Origin of the sequence: Wenyingzhuangia fucanilytica (assembly GCF_001697185.1) — a bacterium.
In the GTDB taxonomy this organism is placed as follows: domain Bacteria; phylum Bacteroidota; class Bacteroidia; order Flavobacteriales; family Flavobacteriaceae; genus Wenyingzhuangia; species Wenyingzhuangia fucanilytica.
Map to the genome: position 1 here is coordinate 55,963 of NZ_CP014224.1, position 19,768 is coordinate 75,730.

The 19,768-nt window shown below is 33.3% G+C and carries 18 protein-coding genes; 10 read left to right on the plus strand and 8 right to left on the minus strand.

Annotation, left to right across the window (positions count from 1 at the left end; all coding sequences use genetic code 11):
* Nucleotides 1–36: 36 nt before the first annotated feature.
* From AXE80_RS00270 to ileS, 3 genes are all read right to left on the minus strand, one after another.
* The gene (locus AXE80_RS00270; RefSeq protein ID WP_068823925.1) at nt 37–633 is read right to left on the minus strand and encodes a lipoprotein signal peptidase; all 597 of its coding nucleotides are present in this window, start codon (nt 631–633) and stop codon (nt 37–39) included.
* A gap of 76 nt (nt 634–709) precedes the next feature.
* Entirely contained in the window at nt 710–1,099 is a 390-nt protein-coding gene (locus AXE80_RS00275) for a TraR/DksA family transcriptional regulator (protein WP_068823926.1), read from the minus strand.
* 5 nt (nt 1,100–1,104) lie between these two features.
* The gene (ileS, locus tag AXE80_RS00280) at nt 1,105–4,509 is read right to left on the minus strand and encodes an isoleucine--tRNA ligase (RefSeq protein ID WP_068823927.1); all 3,405 of its coding nucleotides are present in this window, start codon (nt 4,507–4,509) and stop codon (nt 1,105–1,107) included.
* Between the two features lie 134 nt (nt 4,510–4,643).
* On the opposite strand from ileS, the gene AXE80_RS00285 reads away from it, so the two are divergent.
* Entirely contained in the window at nt 4,644–5,207 is a 564-nt protein-coding gene (locus tag AXE80_RS00285) for a hypothetical protein (protein WP_068823928.1), read from the plus strand.
* Nucleotides 5,208–5,211: 4 nt separating this feature from the next.
* Here AXE80_RS00285 and AXE80_RS00290 read toward each other — a convergent pair whose 3' ends face one another.
* Nucleotides 5,212–5,952: a TerB family tellurite resistance protein gene (locus tag AXE80_RS00290; protein WP_068823929.1), complete on the minus strand. Its 741-nt coding sequence runs from the start codon at nt 5,950–5,952 to the stop codon at nt 5,212–5,214.
* 247 nt (nt 5,953–6,199) lie between these two features.
* Between AXE80_RS00290 and AXE80_RS00295 the strand changes: the two genes are divergently transcribed.
* A complete protein-coding gene (locus tag AXE80_RS00295; protein ID WP_068823930.1) occupies nt 6,200–6,613 on the plus strand; it encodes a BrxA/BrxB family bacilliredoxin in 414 nt (137 codons plus the stop codon).
* Between the two features lie 78 nt (nt 6,614–6,691).
* On the opposite strand, the gene AXE80_RS00300 is transcribed toward AXE80_RS00295, so the two are convergent.
* The 4 genes from AXE80_RS00300 to AXE80_RS00315 form a co-directional block, all read right to left on the minus strand.
* On the minus strand, nt 6,692–8,233 hold the full coding sequence (locus AXE80_RS00300; RefSeq protein ID WP_068823931.1) for a hypothetical protein: 1,542 nt from the start codon (nt 8,231–8,233) through the stop codon (nt 6,692–6,694).
* A gap of 153 nt (nt 8,234–8,386) precedes the next feature.
* Nucleotides 8,387–9,082 (minus strand): RluA family pseudouridine synthase, encoded by a 696-nt coding sequence (locus AXE80_RS00305; RefSeq protein ID WP_068823932.1) that lies wholly within the window; start codon nt 9,080–9,082, stop codon nt 8,387–8,389.
* Between the two features lie 12 nt (nt 9,083–9,094).
* The gene (yihA, locus tag AXE80_RS00310; protein WP_068823933.1) at nt 9,095–9,709 is read right to left on the minus strand and encodes a ribosome biogenesis GTP-binding protein YihA/YsxC; all 615 of its coding nucleotides are present in this window, start codon (nt 9,707–9,709) and stop codon (nt 9,095–9,097) included.
* Nucleotides 9,709–10,476, minus strand: a complete 768-nt coding sequence (locus AXE80_RS00315; protein WP_068823934.1) for an alpha/beta fold hydrolase — start codon at nt 10,474–10,476, stop codon at nt 9,709–9,711. Before AXE80_RS00315 ends, yihA begins: the two co-directional genes overlap by 1 nt.
* A 221-nt stretch (nt 10,477–10,697) precedes the next feature.
* Here AXE80_RS00315 and mraZ point away from each other — a divergent pair, with 221 nt between their 5' ends.
* From mraZ to AXE80_RS00355, 8 genes are all read left to right on the plus strand, one after another.
* On the plus strand, nt 10,698–11,171 hold the full coding sequence (mraZ, locus tag AXE80_RS00320) for a division/cell wall cluster transcriptional repressor MraZ (RefSeq protein ID WP_068823935.1): 474 nt from the start codon (nt 10,698–10,700) through the stop codon (nt 11,169–11,171).
* Nucleotides 11,158–12,057: a 16S rRNA (cytosine(1402)-N(4))-methyltransferase RsmH gene (rsmH, locus tag AXE80_RS00325; protein WP_068823936.1), complete on the plus strand. Its 900-nt coding sequence runs from the start codon at nt 11,158–11,160 to the stop codon at nt 12,055–12,057. The genes mraZ and rsmH overlap by 14 nt, the downstream gene beginning before the upstream one ends.
* 3 nt (nt 12,058–12,060) lie before the next feature.
* Nucleotides 12,061–12,384: an FtsL-like putative cell division protein gene (locus tag AXE80_RS00330; protein WP_068823937.1), complete on the plus strand. Its 324-nt coding sequence runs from the start codon at nt 12,061–12,063 to the stop codon at nt 12,382–12,384.
* Nucleotides 12,385–12,389: 5 nt separating this feature from the next.
* The gene (locus tag AXE80_RS00335) at nt 12,390–14,381 is read left to right on the plus strand and encodes a penicillin-binding protein (RefSeq protein WP_083194408.1); all 1,992 of its coding nucleotides are present in this window, start codon (nt 12,390–12,392) and stop codon (nt 14,379–14,381) included.
* Between the two features lies 1 nt (nt 14,382).
* The gene (locus AXE80_RS00340) at nt 14,383–15,846 is read left to right on the plus strand and encodes a UDP-N-acetylmuramoyl-L-alanyl-D-glutamate--2,6-diaminopimelate ligase (protein WP_068823938.1); all 1,464 of its coding nucleotides are present in this window, start codon (nt 14,383–14,385) and stop codon (nt 15,844–15,846) included.
* Nucleotides 15,846–17,060 (plus strand): phospho-N-acetylmuramoyl-pentapeptide-transferase, encoded by a 1,215-nt coding sequence (gene mraY, locus AXE80_RS00345; protein WP_068823939.1) that lies wholly within the window; start codon nt 15,846–15,848, stop codon nt 17,058–17,060. Before AXE80_RS00340 ends, mraY begins: the two co-directional genes overlap by 1 nt.
* Nucleotides 17,061–17,209: 149 nt before the next feature.
* Complete coding sequence (murD, locus tag AXE80_RS00350; RefSeq protein ID WP_068823940.1) at nt 17,210–18,544, plus strand: UDP-N-acetylmuramoyl-L-alanine--D-glutamate ligase; 1,335 nt, start codon at nt 17,210–17,212, stop codon at nt 18,542–18,544.
* Between the two features lies 1 nt (nt 18,545).
* Nucleotides 18,546–19,766, plus strand: coding sequence for an FtsW/RodA/SpoVE family cell cycle protein (locus AXE80_RS00355; RefSeq protein ID WP_068823941.1), 1,221 nt, complete (start codon nt 18,546–18,548; stop codon nt 19,764–19,766).
* Nucleotides 19,767–19,768 lie beyond the last annotated feature (2 nt).

Sequence of the window (19,768 nt, forward strand, 5' to 3'; positions counted from 1 at the left end):
TTTGTAGTTTAAGAAAATAATACAGTTTAAAAAGTATTATTTTTTAGGAAAAACAGTTTTACTAAAAAACAATAAAATCATTACTCCAATGGTAATAGCACTATCGGCAACGTTAAAAATGGCATTAAAAAAAGTAAAGTAATTTCCGCCCACACCAGGAATCCATTCAGGAAGATTTCCTTGCCAAATAGGGAAATACAGCATATCAACCACTTTTCCATGAAATAAATCACCATAGGCATTCGCTGTATCTAAAGTAGCCAATTGTCCGTAAGAATCGGTAAATAATACTCCGTAGAATACAGAGTCTATAATATTCCCTAAGGCTCCACAAAAAATTAATGAAACCGAAATAATTAATAAGTCGTGTGCTTTTTCTTTAATACTTTTTCTTAACCAATATCCAATACCTACAATAGCACAAAGACGGAATAAGGTTAAAACAAGTTTTCCTGTTCTTCCTCCTAATTCAGTTCCCCAAGCAGCTCCATTGTTTTCTATAAAGTGAATTCTAAACCAATCAAAAACATAAATTTCTTCTCCTAGTTGAAAATTTGTTTTGATGTAAATTTTACTGATTTGGTCAATCAATAGAACGATAACAATAAGTAAAATAGATTTTTTTGTATTCATGTTATTTGTAAAAAGAAAAGTTTGCAACCGAAATTACAAACTTTTTATATGGCAATTTTAAAAGGAATTCCTTTTATTATTTATTTTCTGCATTTTTGGCGTCAATACTTAGGGTAGCATGTGGCACCAATTTTAAGCGCTCTTTTCTGATTAATTTACCTGTAGCACGACAAACTCCATAAGTTTTGTTCTCTATACGTAACAAAGCGTTTTTTAAATCGCGAATAAATTTTTCTTGACGAATAGCCAACTGTACGTTTGCTTCTTTAGACATGGTCTCAGAACCTTCTTCAAAAGCTTTAAACTGTGGAGAGGTATCGTCTGTGTTGTTAGAGCTACCGTTTTTATATGAACTTTGTAGAATTTCTAAATCTTTTTTAGCTCTTTCAATTTTCTTTAAAATGATTTCTTTAAACTCAGCTAAATCTTTATCGCTGTATACTACTTTTTCATCTGCCGTTGCCATAACTTTTAGATTTTATGAATGAATATTTTACTTTTTACATCGTCGAATTCAATATCCAAACCATCATTTAGTTCGTTTACAAATTCTAGTTGATTAGTCAAGGTTTCACTCTTAATATAATCTTGGTTGGTATTTACTGCTTGTTCTAGTACTTCGTTAACAACAATAGATAATTTAATCTTATCGGTAACTTCTAAACCTGAATCTTTTCTTAGGTTTTGTACTCTATTTACCAGTTCTCTTGCAACACCTTCGTTTTTCAAATCATCAGAAATGGTAACATCTAAGGCAACTGTCAATCCTCCTTGGTTTACAACTAACCAACCTTCAATATCTTGAGAGCTAATCTCAACTTCTTCCTGTGTTAAATCTACTAAATTTTCTTCAATCTTGATAGAAATTTTACCTTCACGCTCTAATTTAGCAATGTCATCTTGCGTAAATTTTTGAATTTCAGCACCTACCAATTTCATGTTCTTTCCAAAACGAGGTCCTAAAACTTTAAAATTAGGCTTAATGTTCTTTACTAATACTCCAGAAGCGTCGTCTAATAAATCAATTTCTTTAACGTTTACTTCTGATAATATTAAATCCTGAACAGCTAAAATATCTTCTCTTTGTTGGCTGTCTAATACAGGAATCATAATTTTTTGTAACGGTTGACGTACCTTAATCATTTCCTTTTTACGTAAAGACAATACCATTGATGATATTTGTTGAGCCTTTTGCATTTTACGCTCTAAGTTCTCATCTATAGCAGAAACATCTGCTTTTGGGAACTCGGCCAAATGTACTGACTCATGGTTTTCTAAATGTGTTGCAGATGTTAAATCTTTGTAAAGATTATCCATAAAAAATGGCGCAACAGGAGCACTTAATTTAGCTACAGTTAACATACAAGTATAAAGTGTTTGGTATGCTGATATTTTATCAGTACCATAGTCTCCTTTCCAGAAACGTCTTCTGCTTAAACGTACAAACCAATTTGATAGATTCTCAGTAACAAAGTTCTGAATTTCACGAGTGGCTTTTGTAGCCTCGTATTCATTGTAAAACTTATCAGTCTTTAAAATCAACGTATTTAACTCTGATAAAATCCAACGATCTATTTCTGGTCTATCCTCTAATTTGATGTCTGCTTCAGCGTACTTAAATCCATCAATATTAGCATATAAAGTAAAGAAAGAATACGTGTTGTATAATGTTCCAAAGAATTTACGTCTTACTTCATCTACTCCTTCTAAGTCAAATTTTAAGTTATCCCAAGGGTTTGCATTAGAAATCATGTACCAACGTGTTGCATCAGGTCCATACTGATCCATCGTTGTAAACGGGTCAATACCATTTCCTAAACGCTTAGACATTTTTTTACCGTGTTTGTCTAAAACCAATCCGTTTGATACTACATTTTTATAAGCAACATTGTCAAAAACCATGGTGCTAATGGCGTGTAAAGTATAGAACCAACCACGAGTTTGGTCTACTCCTTCTGCAATAAAATCAGCAGGATAGAATTCTCTGTTGTCTATCAACTCTTTGTTTTCAAAAGGATAATGTTGTTGTGCATATGGCATAGCACCAGAGTCAAACCAAACATCAATAAGGTCTGCTTCACGTTTCATTGGTTGTCCTTTTGGAGAAACTAAGGTAATAGCATCTACTACATTTTTATGTAAGTCTATGTTGTCGTAGTTCTCATCAGACATGTTTCCAACTTCAAAAGCATCAAAACTTGTAGGGTTTTCAATTCCAGCAGCTTTGGCTTTTTCTATTTCAGTTTTTAATTCTTCAACAGAACTAATCAATATTTCTTCTGTACCATCTTCGGTTCTCCAAATAGGTAATGGAATTCCCCAATAACGAGAACGAGATAAGTTCCAGTCATTTGCATTTTTTAACCAGTTTCCAAAACGACCGGTTCCGGTAGATTCAGGTTTCCAGTTAATAGTCTCGTTTAATTCGTGCATACGGTCTTTAACCTCCGTAACTTTTATAAACCAAGAATCTAATGGGTAGTATAAAATAGGCTTGTCAGTTCTCCAACAATGTGGGTAACTGTGCTTGTATTTTTCTACATTAAAAGCTTTGTTTTCTTCTTTTAGTTGAATGGCAATTTCTACATCTACAGATTTTTCTGGAGCTTCGCCATCATTGTAATATTCATTTTTTACGTATTTCCCTGCATGAGGTCCTACTTGTGATCTGAATCTCCCTTGTAAATCTACTAAAGGAACTGGATTTTCATTCTCATCTAAAACCAACATTGGTGGTATTTCTGGAGTAGCATTTTTAGCTACAAAAGCATCATCTGCACCAAAAGTAGGAGCAGTGTGTACAATACCTGTTCCGTCTTCGGTAGTAACAAAATCTCCAGTAATTACTCTAAAAGCATTTTCAGGATTTTCATATGGCAATGCCCAAGGCAATAATTGTTCATATTTAATTCCTTCTAAGTCTTTACCTAAAAATGTTTCTCCAACTAAAAATGGTATTTTTTTATCTCCTTGCTTATAAGCTTGTAGATCTTCCTCAGTTGATACAGTAGCAAACTTTTTTCCAAATTGTTTTCCAACTAAGTTTTTAGCCAAGATAACGTTGATAGGTTCAAAAGTATATTGATTGTATGATTTTACTAAAACATACTCGATTTTTGGCCCTACGGTTAAGGCTGTGTTACTTGGTAAAGTCCATGGAGTAGTTGTCCATGCTAATAAATGTACTTCGGCTAAGTTTTGTAAACTAGCAGGAAGTGTTTCTTTAATAGCTTTAAACTGAGCAACAATAGTAGTATCTGTAACATCTTGATACGCTCCAGGTTGATTAATTTCGTGAGAACTTAATCCTGTTCCAGCTTTAGGAGAATATGGTTGAATGGTATATCCTTTATAAATCAAATTCTTTTTATAAATCTGACCTAATAACCACCATACAGACTCCATGTATTTTGGCTTGTAGGTTACATATGGATTTTCCATATCTACCCAATATCCAATACGCTCGGTTAAATTGTTCCAAATATCTGTGTATTTCATCACTGCTTTTTTACAAGCAATGTTGTATTCTTCAATAGATATTTTTGTACCAATATCTTCTTTGGTAATTCCCAATTCTTTTTCAACTCCCAATTCTACAGGCAAACCATGCGTATCCCAACCAGCTTTACGCTGAACTTTAAACCCTTTCATGGTTTTAAAACGAGGGTAAACATCTTTAATAGTTCTTCCTAAAACGTGATGAATTCCTGGCAATCCGTTTGCAGATGGAGGTCCTTCAAAAAACACATATGGTTCTTTTCCTTCTCTAGCATCAATACTTTTTTGAAAGATGTTGTTTTCTTGCCAAAACTTAAGTGTTTCAGATGCAATATTGGTTAAACTTAATCCTTTGTGTTCTTTGAAATTTGCACTCATTTTATTGGGTATTCAATTTGGACTGCAAAAATACTGTTTTAATTGATGATTAACAATAGGATAGTCTAAAATGAATGCTGAGATAAATAAGATAAAATATTTGTATTTTTGGCGCAAATATTACTATTGTAAATATGTATCAAAAAATATTAATTGTATTATTATTAGTAGCGTTTCAAAACAATTTGTCTGCTCAGGATTTTTTGAAATCAAAATGGGGAGATTCTAAAAGTGAAGTGATATCTACGATTACTGATAAATATATTCTAGAAGATTCTAAAATATATGTAATAAATTCTACGATAGCAGATTTAGCAATTGATGTGGTTTATCATTTTGAAAATGATAAATTGGTTCATGGAGTACTATCTTTAAAGGAAAAGTTGTTAAACGAAGAGAAGTATAAAAATAGTTACAGAGCTTTAAAAGAAGTGTTAATTAAAAAATATGGCGAGCCGATAACAGATAGGTCGGTGGTGATTGATGAACTTTATAATTACAGCGATTTAGGTAAGCATCATGAAATTCAACGAGGAGATTTAAAATATTATACCGAATGGGAACACCAAAAAACAGAAATTAAAATGTTTCTTGGTGGTGTGAATAATCAGATATCAATGACTTTAAATTATAAAGTTATTGGAGGGTATGAAGCTTTAGATGAAGAAAAGAAAATTGATATTTGGGATAAGTTGTAAAATTTTAAATGCCTCTTTCTTTTTTAATGGTTTCGTAAGCTTCTTGTATTTTCTGAAATTTTTCTTGAGCTCCTTTTAAATGTTCCTCTCCCAAATGTGCTAATTTGTCTGGGTGATGTTCTTTAACTAATCTTCTATAAGCTTTTTTAATAGTATCATTATCATCAGTTTTAGAAACTTCTAAAATTTGATATGCAGATTCTGAATTATCATAAAACATAGCTTTTATAGAGTTAAAACTAGCTTGGTTGATATACAGATAATTTGCAATGGTTTGAATGGCTTGTACTTCGGAGTCGGCAACATGACCATCAGATTTTGCTATGGCAAATAAAAAATGAATTAGTTGTGCTCTAGACTCAGGTGTCATATGGTTTCTTATTTGCGTACAAACTTCTTGAGTAGATAAAGAAGTGTCGTTAATAATTCCCTTAAACAACTTAAAAGCATTGTTGGCTCTGTCTTTACCGTACATCTGAACAAAATAATTACGAACATAGTCTAGTTCTTTTTGTAATATTTTTCCGTCAGCTTTAATAACAACTGCCGATAAAAAAAGTAGGCTAATTTCAAAATCTCCAGCTTGTGTGGTTCTACTAGTGTAAGTATTGTTTTTTTGAAATTCTGAATAGTCAGAGGTAGCGCCTTTAAGTGCAGATCCTATTAAATATCCTAAAGCAGCTCCAATAGGTCCTCCTGCAGCCCATCCTATTCCGGCACCAATCCAACTTGCAAATTTTTTCATTTAAATATATTTTTAAGAATGCTTAAAAAATAGCATCCTGATTGTTGTAGGTCTATAAAGAAACAAGAATCTTGCCTTAATTTGATTCGGAAAAAATGTCAGTATAATGTTCATAAATCAACAAGGTTTTGTTTCTATGTCGATAAAATGTCACACTGTAAGGTTTTGGAATATTTATTGTCTAAATTTGCATAACGATTCAAAGATCTTTGAATCATTAATTTATTGAAATTTAAAGTATATACATATGTATCCACAAGAATTAACGGCTCCAATGGAGGCACAATTAGTACAAGCAGGAGTAACAGCATTAAAATCTCCAGCAGATGTTGAATCATTTATCGCAAAAGAAGGAACTGCATTAGTAGTAGTGAATTCAGTTTGTGGTTGTGCGGCAGGAACAGCAAGACCAGGAGTGATTGCTTCTTTACAAAATTCAAAATTACCTACTAGTTTAGGGACTGTTTTTGCAGGAGTTGATGGACCAGCGGTTCAAAAAGCACGTGAATTTATGATTCCTTTTCCTCCATCATCACCAGCAGTTGCTTTGTTTAAGGATGGACAATTAGTACACATGTTAGAGCGTCATCACATTGAAGGGCATTCTGCAGAAGCTATTGCAGCAAACTTGTCTGGAGCTTACGATGAGTATTGTAAATAAGAAATTGTAAAAGCAAATAAAAAAGCCCCTTTAAATTAATTTAAAGGGGCTTTTTTATTAAAGATAATAGTCAGTATTTTATAACCCAGGACTATTAGAAGTGGTAGGAATTGTACCATATGCATTACTTGTACAGGCGGTTGGGGTGTTGTAAAGAATGTTTCTCACAGTTGAAAACCTAGTAGTTGTTCCATTTACATTGATGATGTAGTTTCCATTAGAGTTGGTACCATTTGTGTTGTCAAATCTTTCTCCTAAAGAAGGTCCATAGTATTCAAAACCATTCCCCATTCCTGTGTCAGTAGGATTTTTAATCTTGCTAGTCCAATCATTACAAGGGATAAATGGTAAAAAGGATTGTTTTAATTTGGCGTTTGTAGGTTTGTAAATTGTTGTTACATTTTCTATGGTTGTGCTTTCAAAACTACCATTTTTTAAATATCCAATTTGATTAGTGATGTATGGATCTAGAGAGCCGTTTATAGAAGCGTCAGATAATCTAATAGCCCACTGTGTGCCATTAGCTCTCTTGTATTGGTTGCCTATGAATTTAGAAGAGTTTCCAGTTCCTGATATTTTACCAGCAATAAAGTTTTTAAATTGGTTTCCTCCAGATGAGGTTAAAGCATAAGTTTTATTAGTGTCAAAAACTTCAATAAACCCGTGTTCAACTCTTACAGCAAAAGCACATCCAGTTGCGGTAATATTTCTTGCTGTAATTTTTCCGTTTTCAGTAAAGTGAGGAGAAAACATGATAGGGCAAAGTCCACTAGTACATTTTATCATATCTGCGTAAATATTTCTCAATCCAAATAACTTACCACCATTTTTAACAGCATCTTTCATGGTTTTGTCATCAGTTTCTAGTCTAAGAGTTACTCCACCTTTACAATATAGATTTTTAAATAATACATTTGATGCAGAATACGCTTGGATTAACCCATAACCTGTGTGTGAAATTCCTGTTTGGTTAATTTTTTCGATGACACCATTTTTAGGATAAGGTTCATTGTCAGAGTTTGATGGGATGTAATTTAGTAAGATTGATGCTAGTGAAGTTCTTCTGTCTTTAATAATAAAATTAGAGATTTTAAAATTAGATACTCTTCCCATTTTTATCACTGCCATGTTTTGGTTTAGGTTAGCGGTGGCAGATAGGTCTATTGTAAATTTTCCGCCTACACCTATAATACTAACATCAGTAACTCTAGTACCATTACCAGAACTACCAATACTGAAAATGCGTTTAATATTATTGTTAGATGGTTTAATAATAGTTCCACTTTCTATTTCTAATTGTATTTTGGATTTTAATTTGATTTCTCCCCAGTTATACGTTTTTTTAGGGATTTTAATAATGGCTCCAGTGCTGCTATTATTAATAAGTGTTTGAAGTTGTGTACTTGTACTTCCAGTGAAATTTTTTGTGGGTAGGTTGGTTGGGGGTTGAAAATAGTTTGTAGAATTATATCCTGTTGAAGTTATTCCGGTTTTAGCTTCTCTAGAGAGGTTAAATTCTTGTTGATTGTTTGCGGTGATTTCTTGTTCAATCTCGTTAGCGCAAGAAATTCCTGCGAACATAGCCATAAATAGCCCTACTTTTTTAATAGTTAATTTCATAGTTAGAGTGTTTGATTGTTTTTTAGTGAATATTTAGTTTATTCGCTGTTTTTATAAAAAAACAATAATATTTACTCTATTAATTTGTGAATATTATCTTTTTGTAGGTGTATTTTAACTTAATTGTTTTCTGATAGAAAGAATAATGAGTGTTTATGAGTTGTGCTCACAACTCTTCCAAACAGCATCATCAGGAACCGGAGCGATTAACGTTATCGGTTCTTTTTTTACAGGATGGATAAATTCTATTTTACGAGCGTGTAAATGAATACTTCCATCTTTGTTACTTCTTTTAGCACCGTATTTTAAATCTCCTTTAATAGTACAACCTAAAGTAGAAAGTTGAACTCTAATTTGGTGATGTCTACCTGTTTCTAATTCAATTTCTAGTAATTGAAAATTATCAAGTTTTTTTAAAAGACTGTAGTGTAAAATAGCTTCTTTGGCTCCTTGTGTATTAGCTTTGCAAACGTTTGATTTGTTGTTTTTAGGGTTTTTTACTAAAAAATGTCTCAAGGTCTGTTTTGTAGGGATGTCTTGTTTGTTAACAACAGCCCAATAGGTTTTGTGAATTTTTTTATCTCTTAAAGCTTTGTTTAATCGTTCTAAGGCTTTAGAGGTTTTGGCAAAAATTACAATTCCAGAAGTAGGTCTGTCTAGTCTGTGTACAACACCTAGATAAACGTTTCCCGGTTTGTTTTCGTTCTCTTTAATGTATTCTTTAACAACATCACTTAATGGTTTGTCTCCAGTTTTATCTCCTTGAGTAATATCTCCAGAACGCTTGTTGATTACAATTATATGATTGTCCTCAAAAAGAATTTGTAAGTTGTTTTTGGTAGAATGCATTGCAAACGGAGTTTACAGGTTTCCTGAATTAAAGTCTTGATTAATACTGTCTATAAAATTTAAAATATCATCTTTTCCATTTCTGTTGGTAGAAGAAGATGTAAAATAAGTAGGAAAGTATTCAAATCTATCTTTTAACATGGCAGCTTCATATTTTGCTATGTTTTGTGTAATAGCTTTGGGCTTTAATTTGTCTGTTTTGGTAAAGATAATAGCAAAAGGAATTTCGTTTTCTGCTAAAAACTCCATAAATGCTACATCAATTTTTTGTGGAGAATGACGAGAGTCTATCAAAACAAAAGTACAAACAAGTCCTTTACGTTGTTTAAAGTAATCGGTAATAAAACTTTGAAACTCCTTTTTTGTGGTTTTAGAAACACGAGCATATCCATAACCAGGTAAATCTACCAAAAACCAATTTTTATTAATTTTAAAATGGTTAATTAGTTGGGTTTTACCAGGAGTACTTGATGTTTTTGCAAGTTTGTTTCTACCTGTTAGCATATTGATTAATGAAGATTTACCAACATTAGATCTTCCTATAAATGCGTATTCTGGAATGTTTTCAGAAGGACATTTTGATACCTCTGAATTACTTATAACAAACTCAGCAGATTTAATCTGCATTATTTTATGTTGTTTTTGTCAAACCAAGCATCAACTATTTTGTTAAACTCATCAGGATGTTCCATCATTGGAGCATGTCCGCATTTGTCAATCCAAAATAATTCAGAATTAGGCATTAGTTTGTTGAATTCATCTGCAACTTCAGGTGGAGTAACATCGTCTTGTTTACCCCAAACCAAGCAAGTTGGAATTTTCATATCAGGTAAATCCTTAGCCATGTTATGTCTAATAGCGCTTTTAGCTAAAGCTAAAATTCTAATAGCACAGTTTCTGTCGTTTACAACCGCAAACAAATCATCAACCATTTTTTTAGTTGCAGTTTTAGGGTCGTAAAATACAGCTTCGGCTTTGGTTTTTATATAGTCATAATCACCTCTTTTTGGGTAAGTGTCACCCATTGCTTTTTCGTATAAACCAGAACTTCCTGTTAAAACTAAAGAATCTACCAATTCAGGAAAAGCTTTGGTGATATATAATGATACATGACCTCCTAATGAGTTACCTAGTAAAGTAGCTTGTGAAATATTTTTGTATTCCATAAAACTCTTTACAAATTTAGCAAGGTTTTTAACGTTCGTTTTAATTATTGCTAAGGTATAAATGGGTAATTCAGGTACAAGTACTCTATAACCATTTTTAGAAAAGTGTTCTACAACACCAGCAAAATCACCAAGAGTTCCCATTAAACCGTGTAAAACTATGATTGTTCTACCTTCTCCGGCCTCAATATACTTAAACTCTCCTTCCGTTTTAATTAAATATTCCATGCTTATTATCTAGGCTTAGGTTTAGCTGCAAATGTAAACTTTTTTTGATAAAAAACCACTTATTCATAAATATCACCTATAGTCTGAGGGTTAACTTCTTAACTGATTGATATTTAAAATATAAGCGTTTTGGGCTCTTGTGGTAAAACTTATCAACAATGTGGGTAAAAGTGGTAAAAAGTGGTGAAATATTTTATATTTTTGAAAAGTAAAATCAAAAAGTGGATTCATTAATAGGAACATACGAATGTAAAACAGACGCTAAAGGGCGTGTGATGCTTTCATCTGGATTAAAAAAACAGATGGAAAGTGTTTTACATGAGGGGTTTGTGTTAAAAAGATCGGTCTTTCAATCTTGTTTGGAATTGTATCCAATGGCGGAGTGGAACAAGGTGATGGGGCAGGTGGGAAAGTTGAATCGCTTTGTAAAAAAGAATAATGATTTTATCAGATTGTTCACTGCTGGAGTTAAAAATGTTGAATTAGACGCTTCTGGGAGGTTATTATTACCAAAAGATTTATTGGTGTATTCTAAAATTACCAAAGAAGTGGTCTTGTCATCGGCAGTGTCGATTATAGAGATTTGGGACAAAGAATTGTATGAAAAAGCAATTGATGGTGCAATGGATGATTTTGCTGAATTGGCAGAGCAAGTAATGGGAGGTTTAAATACAGAAGAAGATGAGTTATCATAATCCAGTTTTGTTAAAAGAAAGTGTTGATGCGTTGGATATAAAGCCAAACGGTGTTTATGTTGATGTAACTTTTGGTGGTGGAGGTCATTCTAAAGAGATTTTATCAAGGTTGGGTGATGATGGAAAGTTATTTGCTTTTGATCAAGATCCTGATGCGCATAATAATGCTATAGATGATGAGCGTTTTACCTTGATTCCGCAAAACTTTAGATATATAGAAAGGTTTTTAAGGTTCTATGGAGTAAGAAAGGTAGATGGTGTTTTGGGAGATTTTGGAGTGTCATCTCATCAATTCGATCAGGCAGAAAGAGGGTTTTCTACTCGTTTTGATGCGCAGCTAGACATGCGTATGGATCAAAAAGCAGAGGTGAGCGCAGCGCATATTATCAATTATTATTCTCAAGATGATATTGCAAATATTTTGTTTCAATACGGAGAGTTAAGAAATGGTAGGGCTATGGCAAAAGTTATTGTGGCGGCTCGTGAAGAAAATAAAATAGAAACCAGTTTTCAGTTAAAAGAAGTGTTGGCTCAGTTTTTACCCAAGGCAAAAGAACATAAAATATTAGCACAAATATTTCAGGCTTTACGAATTGAGGTAAATCAGGAGTTAGAAGTGTTAAAAGAGTTCTTAACTCAAATTCCAAATATTTTAAAAGAAGACGGAAGGTTGAGTGTGATTTCTTATCACTCTTTAGAAGATAGATTGGTGAAAAGATTTATTCAGAAAGGAATGTTTGAGGGAGAGCCAGAAAAAGACTTTTATGGAAATTTTAGTGTTCCTATGCAAAAAGTCGGTGGGTTGATATTGCCAAGCAAAGAAGAAATCAAAATAAATAATAGGGCTCGTAGTGCCAAGCTGAGAATTGCAAAATTAAAAAGCTAATAAATGGGAGTTGGTGAATTTATCTCTGGGGTTTTAAAAGGAGACTTTTTAATAAAGAGTGATTCTGTTAAAAACTGGAAAGTCATTTTTATAGTGTTAGGAATGTCTATAGTCATGATTACCTGTGCACATAAAACCGACGAGAAAAACATAAAAATATCACTCCTTAATAAAGAGATAAGGGCGTTAAAAGCGGAGTATATAGATAGCGCAACCAAAGTGGTTCATTTAAAATTAGAATCCACAGTTAAAGAACAAGTAGCACAAGTGGGGTTAAAATCATCAGAAGAGCCTCCAATAAAAATAGTAGTTAAAAAACCAAAATAGTAAAATTGAGCACCACAGAAAAAAGCATATTAGACAGATTAGGATGGTTAGTGTTAGTGCTAGCTGTGCTTTTTGTTGTTTTAATTGTTCGAGTGGGGTTTATACAATCTGTTGAAGGAGAGTATTATAGAAAAGTATCAGTTCAAAGAACAATTAAAACGGATACCATTTTTGCTAATAGGGGAAATATTTACGCTACTGGTGGAAATCTTTTAGCTACTACCATGTCTAAATATACCGTTAGGTTAGATATGGTTACCATAGAGAACAAAGTTTTTGAAGAGAACTATATCGCGTTGAGCGATTCTTTATCTACATTATTTAAAAAACCGTCATCTTATTATAGAAAGTATTTGCGAGATGCAAAAAGACGTAAAAACAGATATCTTTTTTTAGCTAGGGATTTAGGGTATATAGATTATGCAAGGCTAAAAACTTTTCCAATTTTAAAACTAGGTCAATACAGAGGTGGTTTAATTACAGAGCAAAGAAATGTAAGAGCGAGACCTTTAGGAGATTTGGCAGTGAGGACTGTTGGATATTCTGATTATAGAGGAAATGTTGGCGTAGAAGGAGCTTATATCGACTATTTAAAAGAGCATCATGGTTGGAGACAAAAGCAAAGAATTGCTAAAGGTCAATGGAAACCAATTAATGATAAAAATGAAAAAGAACCTCAAGATGGTAGTGATGTAATTACTACGATTGATGTAAATATTCAAGATGTAGTACATGCGGCTTTGTTAGAGCAGCTAGAAACTTTTGAAGCAGATCATGGATGTGCTATGGTGATGGAAACCAAAACTGGAGAAGTGAGGGCGATTGTCAATCTAGGGAAATCGGCTAGTGGAACCTATTTTGAAAAAAGGAATTACGCAATTTACGAAGCTCAAGAACCGGGTTCAACTTTTAAACTAGCAAGTTTATTGGTGGGCTTAGAGGATAAGAAAGTAGATACAGGTGATGTTGTAGATACCGAAAAAGGAGTGATGAAAGTTTATGGTAGGAGTATTATAGATTCTCATAGAGGGGGGTATGGAAAGATATCTTTGGCAAGAGCTATTGAAGTTTCTTCTAACGTGGGGATTGCAAAAATGGTTATGGACGCTTATAGTAATAACCCTCAGCAATTTGTTGATGGAATTAATAAGTTAGGGTTTGGTAACAAAATAGGGGTACCTATTAAAGGAGAGGGGCAACCATTTATTCCAGATCCTAAATATGTAAAAAGAGGAGATCCTAAAAGTTGGAACGGTTTGTCTTTGGCTTGGATGGCTTGGGGTTATGGAGTAAAAGTAACACCGTTACAGTTGCTAACTTTTTACAATGCTATTGCAAATGATGGGGTGATGATTAAACCAAGGTTTATTAAAGAGCTACGTCATCAAGGAGAAGTAAAGAAAGTTTTTGAGTCAGAAATTTTAAATCCTAAAATAGCATCAAAAGAAACCATAACAGAGTTACAGGCAATATTAAAAAATGTAGTGATTCGTGGAACCGCAGAAAAATTGTATTCACCAAGTTTTTCTATGGCTGGTAAAACAGGAACTTGTCAAACGGAGTATTGGACAGGAAATACTCAATACGTTTCTTCTTTTACTGGTTTCTTTCCGGCAGAAAATCCAAAATATACTTGTGTGGTAGTAGTTAATAAACCTAATAAATATAAAGGGTATTATGGGGCTACTGTTGCTGCTCCAGTATTTAAAGCCATTGCACAAAAAATATATACCAGTTCTTTAAAAGAAAAAGAAGTGTTGTTGGATTTACCAAAACTAGCGGCTTTAGAAAAGGATGATAAAAAATATCAAAAAGAAAATTTAGAAATTAAAAACATTATGCCAGATGTTAGAGGAATGGCAATGATGGATGCGGTTTCTGTTTTAGAAAATAAAGGATTAACGGTTGCTGTTCAAGGCGGGTTAGAGTTTGTAAAAAAACAGTCAATCACTAAAGGAGTAGGTATCAAAAGAGGACAACAAGTAGTACTGTATTAATATGGAATTAAAAGATTTATTAAAAAAAGTAGCGGTGTTAAATCAAATCAACTTTAATGAAAAGGTTGAGGTGACTGCTATTGCTTTTGATTCTAGAAAGGTAATCAAAGGAACTTTGTTTGTGGCTCAAAAAGGGGTACATGTTGATGGGCATCAATACATTTCTAAAGCGATAGAATTAGGAGCTGTTGCTGTTGTTTGTGAGGAAATACCATCAGAAATAAATGATGCAGTCATATATATACAAGTAAAAAACGCTAATGAGGCTTTGGCAATGTTGGCTGCAAATTTTTACGACCACCCTTCTGAAAAATTAAAGTTGGTTGGGGTAACAGGAACCAATGGAAAAACAACCATAGCAAGTTTACTGTATCAATTATTTGATTTGTTAGGATATAAAACAGGATTGCTGTCTACCGTAAAAGTGGTGATAGATAAGAATGAATTTCCAGCAACTCATACCACACCAGATTCGTTAGCTATTAATAAATACATGGCAGCAATGGTAAGTGTTGGAGTTGATTACTGTTTTATGGAGGTGAGCTCTCATGGTATTCATCAAGAAAGAACTTTTGGTTTAGATTTTAATGGTGGTGTGTTTACTAATATTACTCATGATCATTTAGATTATCACAAAACTTTTAGTGAGTATAGAGATGTAAAAAAATCGTTTTTTGATCATTTGTCAAAATCGGCTTTTGCATTAACCAATACTGATGATAAAAACGGAATGGTGATGTTGCAAAACACCAAAGCTCTAAAAAAGACTTATTCTCAAAAAACATTGGCCGATTATAAGGTGAGAATTTTAGAAAAGAGTTTTTCTGGAATGTTACTGCAAATAAATCAACACGAGGTTTGGGTGCAATTGGTTGGAGGATTTAATGCTTCAAATTTAGGGGCGATTTATGGTGTAGCTTGCGAATTAGGGGTTGATGAAGTGGAATTGCTAACCGCTTTAAGTCAGTTAAAAAGTGTGGATGGTCGTTTTCAATATCAGGTTTCTAAAACAGGAATTGTAAGTGTTGTAGATTATGCACATACCCCAGATGCTTTAAAAAATATTTTAAGCACTATTAAAGAAATGGTAAACTCATCTGTAAATATTATTACAGTGGTAGGTTGCGGAGGTGATAGAGATAAGACCAAAAGACCTAAGATGGCAGCTATTGCGGCAGAGTTAAGTACTCAGGTAATTTTAACCTCTGACAATCCAAGAACTGAAGATCCAAATGTGATTTTGGAAGAAATGGAAGCAGGAATTACCGCTGATAAAGCATATAAAGTATTGACGATTTCTGATAGAAAACAAGCCATTAAGACGGCTTGTAAATTGGCTAAAAAAGAAGATGTGGTTTTGGTGGCAGGTAAGGGGCACGAAACCTATCAAGAAATAAATGGGGAAAGAACTCATTTTGATGATAAGGAAATACTAATAGAAACTTTTGAAACACTAAATAGATAATGTTATACTACTTATTTGATTACTTAGAAAAAGAATATCAACTAATTGGAGCGAGTTTGTTTCAGTTTATTACATTCCGTTCTGCTTTAGCATTTATGGTTTCCTTGTTATTGTCTACCATTTATGGAAAAAGGTTGATAGATTATTTACGTAAACAACAAATTGGAGAAACGGTAAGAGATTTAGGTTTGGAAGGACAAGTGCAAAAAGCAGGAACTCCAACCATGGGTGGAGTCATTATTATTTTGGCCACTTTAATTCCAGTATTCTTATTGGCGCGACTAGATAATATTTATGTAATCATATTAATCGTTACTACTTTGTGGATGGGAGCTATTGGTTTTTTAGATGATTATATAAAAGTATTTAAAAAAGATAAGGACGGGTTAAAAGGAAAATTTAAGGTTTTAGGTCAGGTTGGTTTAGGATTGTTTGTAGGAGCAATGTTGTACTTTCATCCAGAAGTTACCATGAAAAAAGAATTGCCTTTTTCTCAAAAAATAGCCAATACACACTTGTTTGGCGAGGCGCATAAATCTGTTAAAACAACCATTCCATTTTTAAAAAATAATGAATTTGACTATGCTTCAGTCATCAGTTGGATGGGAGATAATGTTGCAGACTATGCGTGGATTATTTTTATTCCAGTAGTGATTGTAATTGTAACAGGAGTTTCTAACGGAGCCAATTTAACCGATGGTATTGATGGTTTGGCAGCAGGAACTTCCACTATTATTGTTGCGGTTTTAGGAGTTTTTGCTTGGGTTTCTGGAAACATTGTTTTCTCAGATTATCTTAATGTAATGTACATTCCAAACTCTGGAGAAATGACCGTTTATATTAGTGCTTTTGCAGGTGGTCTAATAGGGTTTTTATGGTACAATACATATCCTGCTCAAGTATTTATGGGAGATACAGGAAGTTTAACCATAGGTGGTATTATAGCGGTAATTGCTATTGCGGTTCGTAAAGAGTTACTGATTCCTATTTTGGCTGGAATTTTCTTGGTAGAAAACATGTCGGTAATCATTCAAGTATTTTGGTTTAAGTACACCAGAATAAAGTTTGGAGAAGGAAGAAGAGTGTTTAGAATGGCGCCACTGCATCACCATTATCAAAAGAAAGGATATCACGAAAGTAAAATTGTAGCAAGGTTTTTAATTGTAGGAATTTTGTTAGCGGTGTTGTCTGTAGTGACTTTAAAAATGAGATAGTACAGAGTAAGGAGTATTGAGTAGAGGAGGAAAATCTAAAATCTTAATACTAGTAACTCATAACTAATAAAAAATAAAATAAGAGTAAGAAGTATTGAGTAGAGGGGAGAATCTAAAATCTCAATACTAATAACTCATAACTAATTAATATGAAAAGAATTGTTGTTTTAGGAGCGGGCGAAAGCGGAGTAGGAGCAGCCATCTTAGCAAAAAAGCTAGGGATGGATGTTTTTGTGTCTGACAAATCTGTGATTAAAGAAAAATACGTACAACAATTAAAAGAGGGAAATATTGATTACGAATCTGGAAAACATACAGATGCATTGATTTTAAATGCTGATTTGGTGGTAAAAAGTCCAGGGATTCCAGACCATATTCCTTTTATAAAAAATATGGTGAAAGCTGGAATTCCAGTGATTTCCGAAATAGAATTTGCTGCCAATCATAGTCCTGCAAGAATTATTGGTATTACTGGTTCTAATGGAAAAACTACTACTACAATGTTAACACATCATTTGCTAAAACAAAGTGGTTTTAACATTGGGATTGCAGGAAATATAGGAGAAAGTTATGCAGCGCAAGTTGCTAAAAATGATTTTGAAAATTACGTTTTGGAGTTGAGTAGTTTTCAGTTGGATGGTATAGTGATGTTTGCACCACATATTGCAATTATCACCAATATTACGCCAGATCATTTAGATAGATATGATTACGATTTTGATAAATACATCGCGTCAAAGTTCCGTATCACAAAAAATCAAAAAGCATCAGATTATTTGATTTATGATGCCGATGATGCCGTTGTTGTAGAAGGCGTAAAAAAATACAATCCAAAGGCTCAATTAGTACCGTTTTCAATTGAAAATAAGTTGGAATATGGTGCCTATGTTGACCAAAATGAAATAGTGATTAACATTAACAAAGAAGAAATTAGAATGAGCATTTCAAAATTATCGTTACAAGGTAAACACAATACCAAGAATGCCATGGCTGCATCATTAGCAGCACAATTGCTAAAAGCAAGAAAACAAACCATTTTAGAATCCTTAGAGAATTTTGAAGGAGCAGAACACAGGTTAGAACATGTGTTAAAAGTAAATGGCGTAGAATATATTAACGATTCTAAGGCAACCAATGTTAATGCAACATTTTATGCTTTAGAGTGTATGACTCACCAAACGGTTTGGATTGTTGGTGGAGTAGATAAAGGAAATGATTATTCAGAATTATATCCTTTAGTAAGAGAAAAAGTAAAAGCCATTATTTGTTTAGGTATAGATAACACTAAAATCAAAAATGCTTTTGGAGGAATTGTAGATTTTATTGAAGAAACAGCTAGTGCTGATGAAGCAGTAAAAATTGCCTATAAATTGGCTGATAAAGGAGAAACTGTTTTGTTGTCTCCGGCTTGTGCTAGTTTTGATTTGTTTGAAAGCTACGAAGACAGAGGAAGAAAATTTAAAGATGCAGTAAGAAATTTATAAGATGAGTTCACTGTTACAACATATCAAATCATATATAAAAGGTGACCTGTTTATTTGGGCACTGGTAGCGCTATTGGCATTGTTTTCTTTTATGCCGGTATACAGTGCTAGTACCAATTTGGTATATGTGGCAGGGAATGGAACTACCATAGGAATTTTAGTTAAACATGCTGTATTGCTCTTAATGGGTTTTATTATCATGTTTTTTATCCATAGAACACCTTATCGATATTTTAGTGGGGTTTCGGTGGTGATGATTCCAATTGTAATTGTGTTGTTAATTGTAACGCTAGCTCAAGGAACAACTATTGGAGGTGCCAATGCAGCGCGTTGGATTAGAATTCCAATTATTGGAGTGGGGTTTCAAACTTCAACTTTAGCTGGGTTGGTGATTATGGTGTATACAGCCAGATATTTGGCAAAACGAAAAGATAGCATCATAGATTTTAAAGAAAGTTTATTTCGTTTGTGGGGCCCTATTGCCTTGGTATTGATGTTTATTTTACCCGCCAATTTTTCTACCACAGCTATTGTGTTTATGATGATTATGTTGTTGTGTTTTGTAGGAGGATATCCTATAAAATATTTGGCAGGAATTATAGGTGCAGGAATAGTGTTTTTAATGTTGTTTGTGTTAACAGCAAAAGCATTTCCGGGTTTAATGCCTAACCGTGTTGATACTTGGATGAGTAGAATTGAATCTTTTTCTGATGATGAATCTAAGGAGGGATATCAGGTAGAAAATGCAAAAATAGCCATTGCTACAGGAGGATTGACAGGAAAAGGACCAGGAAAAAGTGTACAGAAAAACTTTTTACCACAGTCTTCTTCGGATTTTATTTTTGCCATTATTGTAGAAGAATATGGTTTGTTTGGAGCAGGAATGGTGTTGTTGGTTTATTTTGTATTGACTTTTAGGTTGTATGTAGCTGCTAAAAAAGCAGGGACGATATTCGGAAAATTATTAGTGGTTGGAGTAGGATTTCCTATTGTTTTCCAAGCGATCATTAATATGATGGTAGCGACAAATTTAGGACCAGTAACAGGACAAACACTACCCTTAATAAGTAGTGGAGGAACTTCTATTTGGATGACTTGTTTGGCGATTGGTATGGTGTTGAGTGTTACTGCAAGTGCAAATGTAACCGAGGAAGAATTAGAAACTGCGAGTGAAGATCCGTTAGAAAAATTATATCACACAGAAGAAATTGAGGAGGCATAACT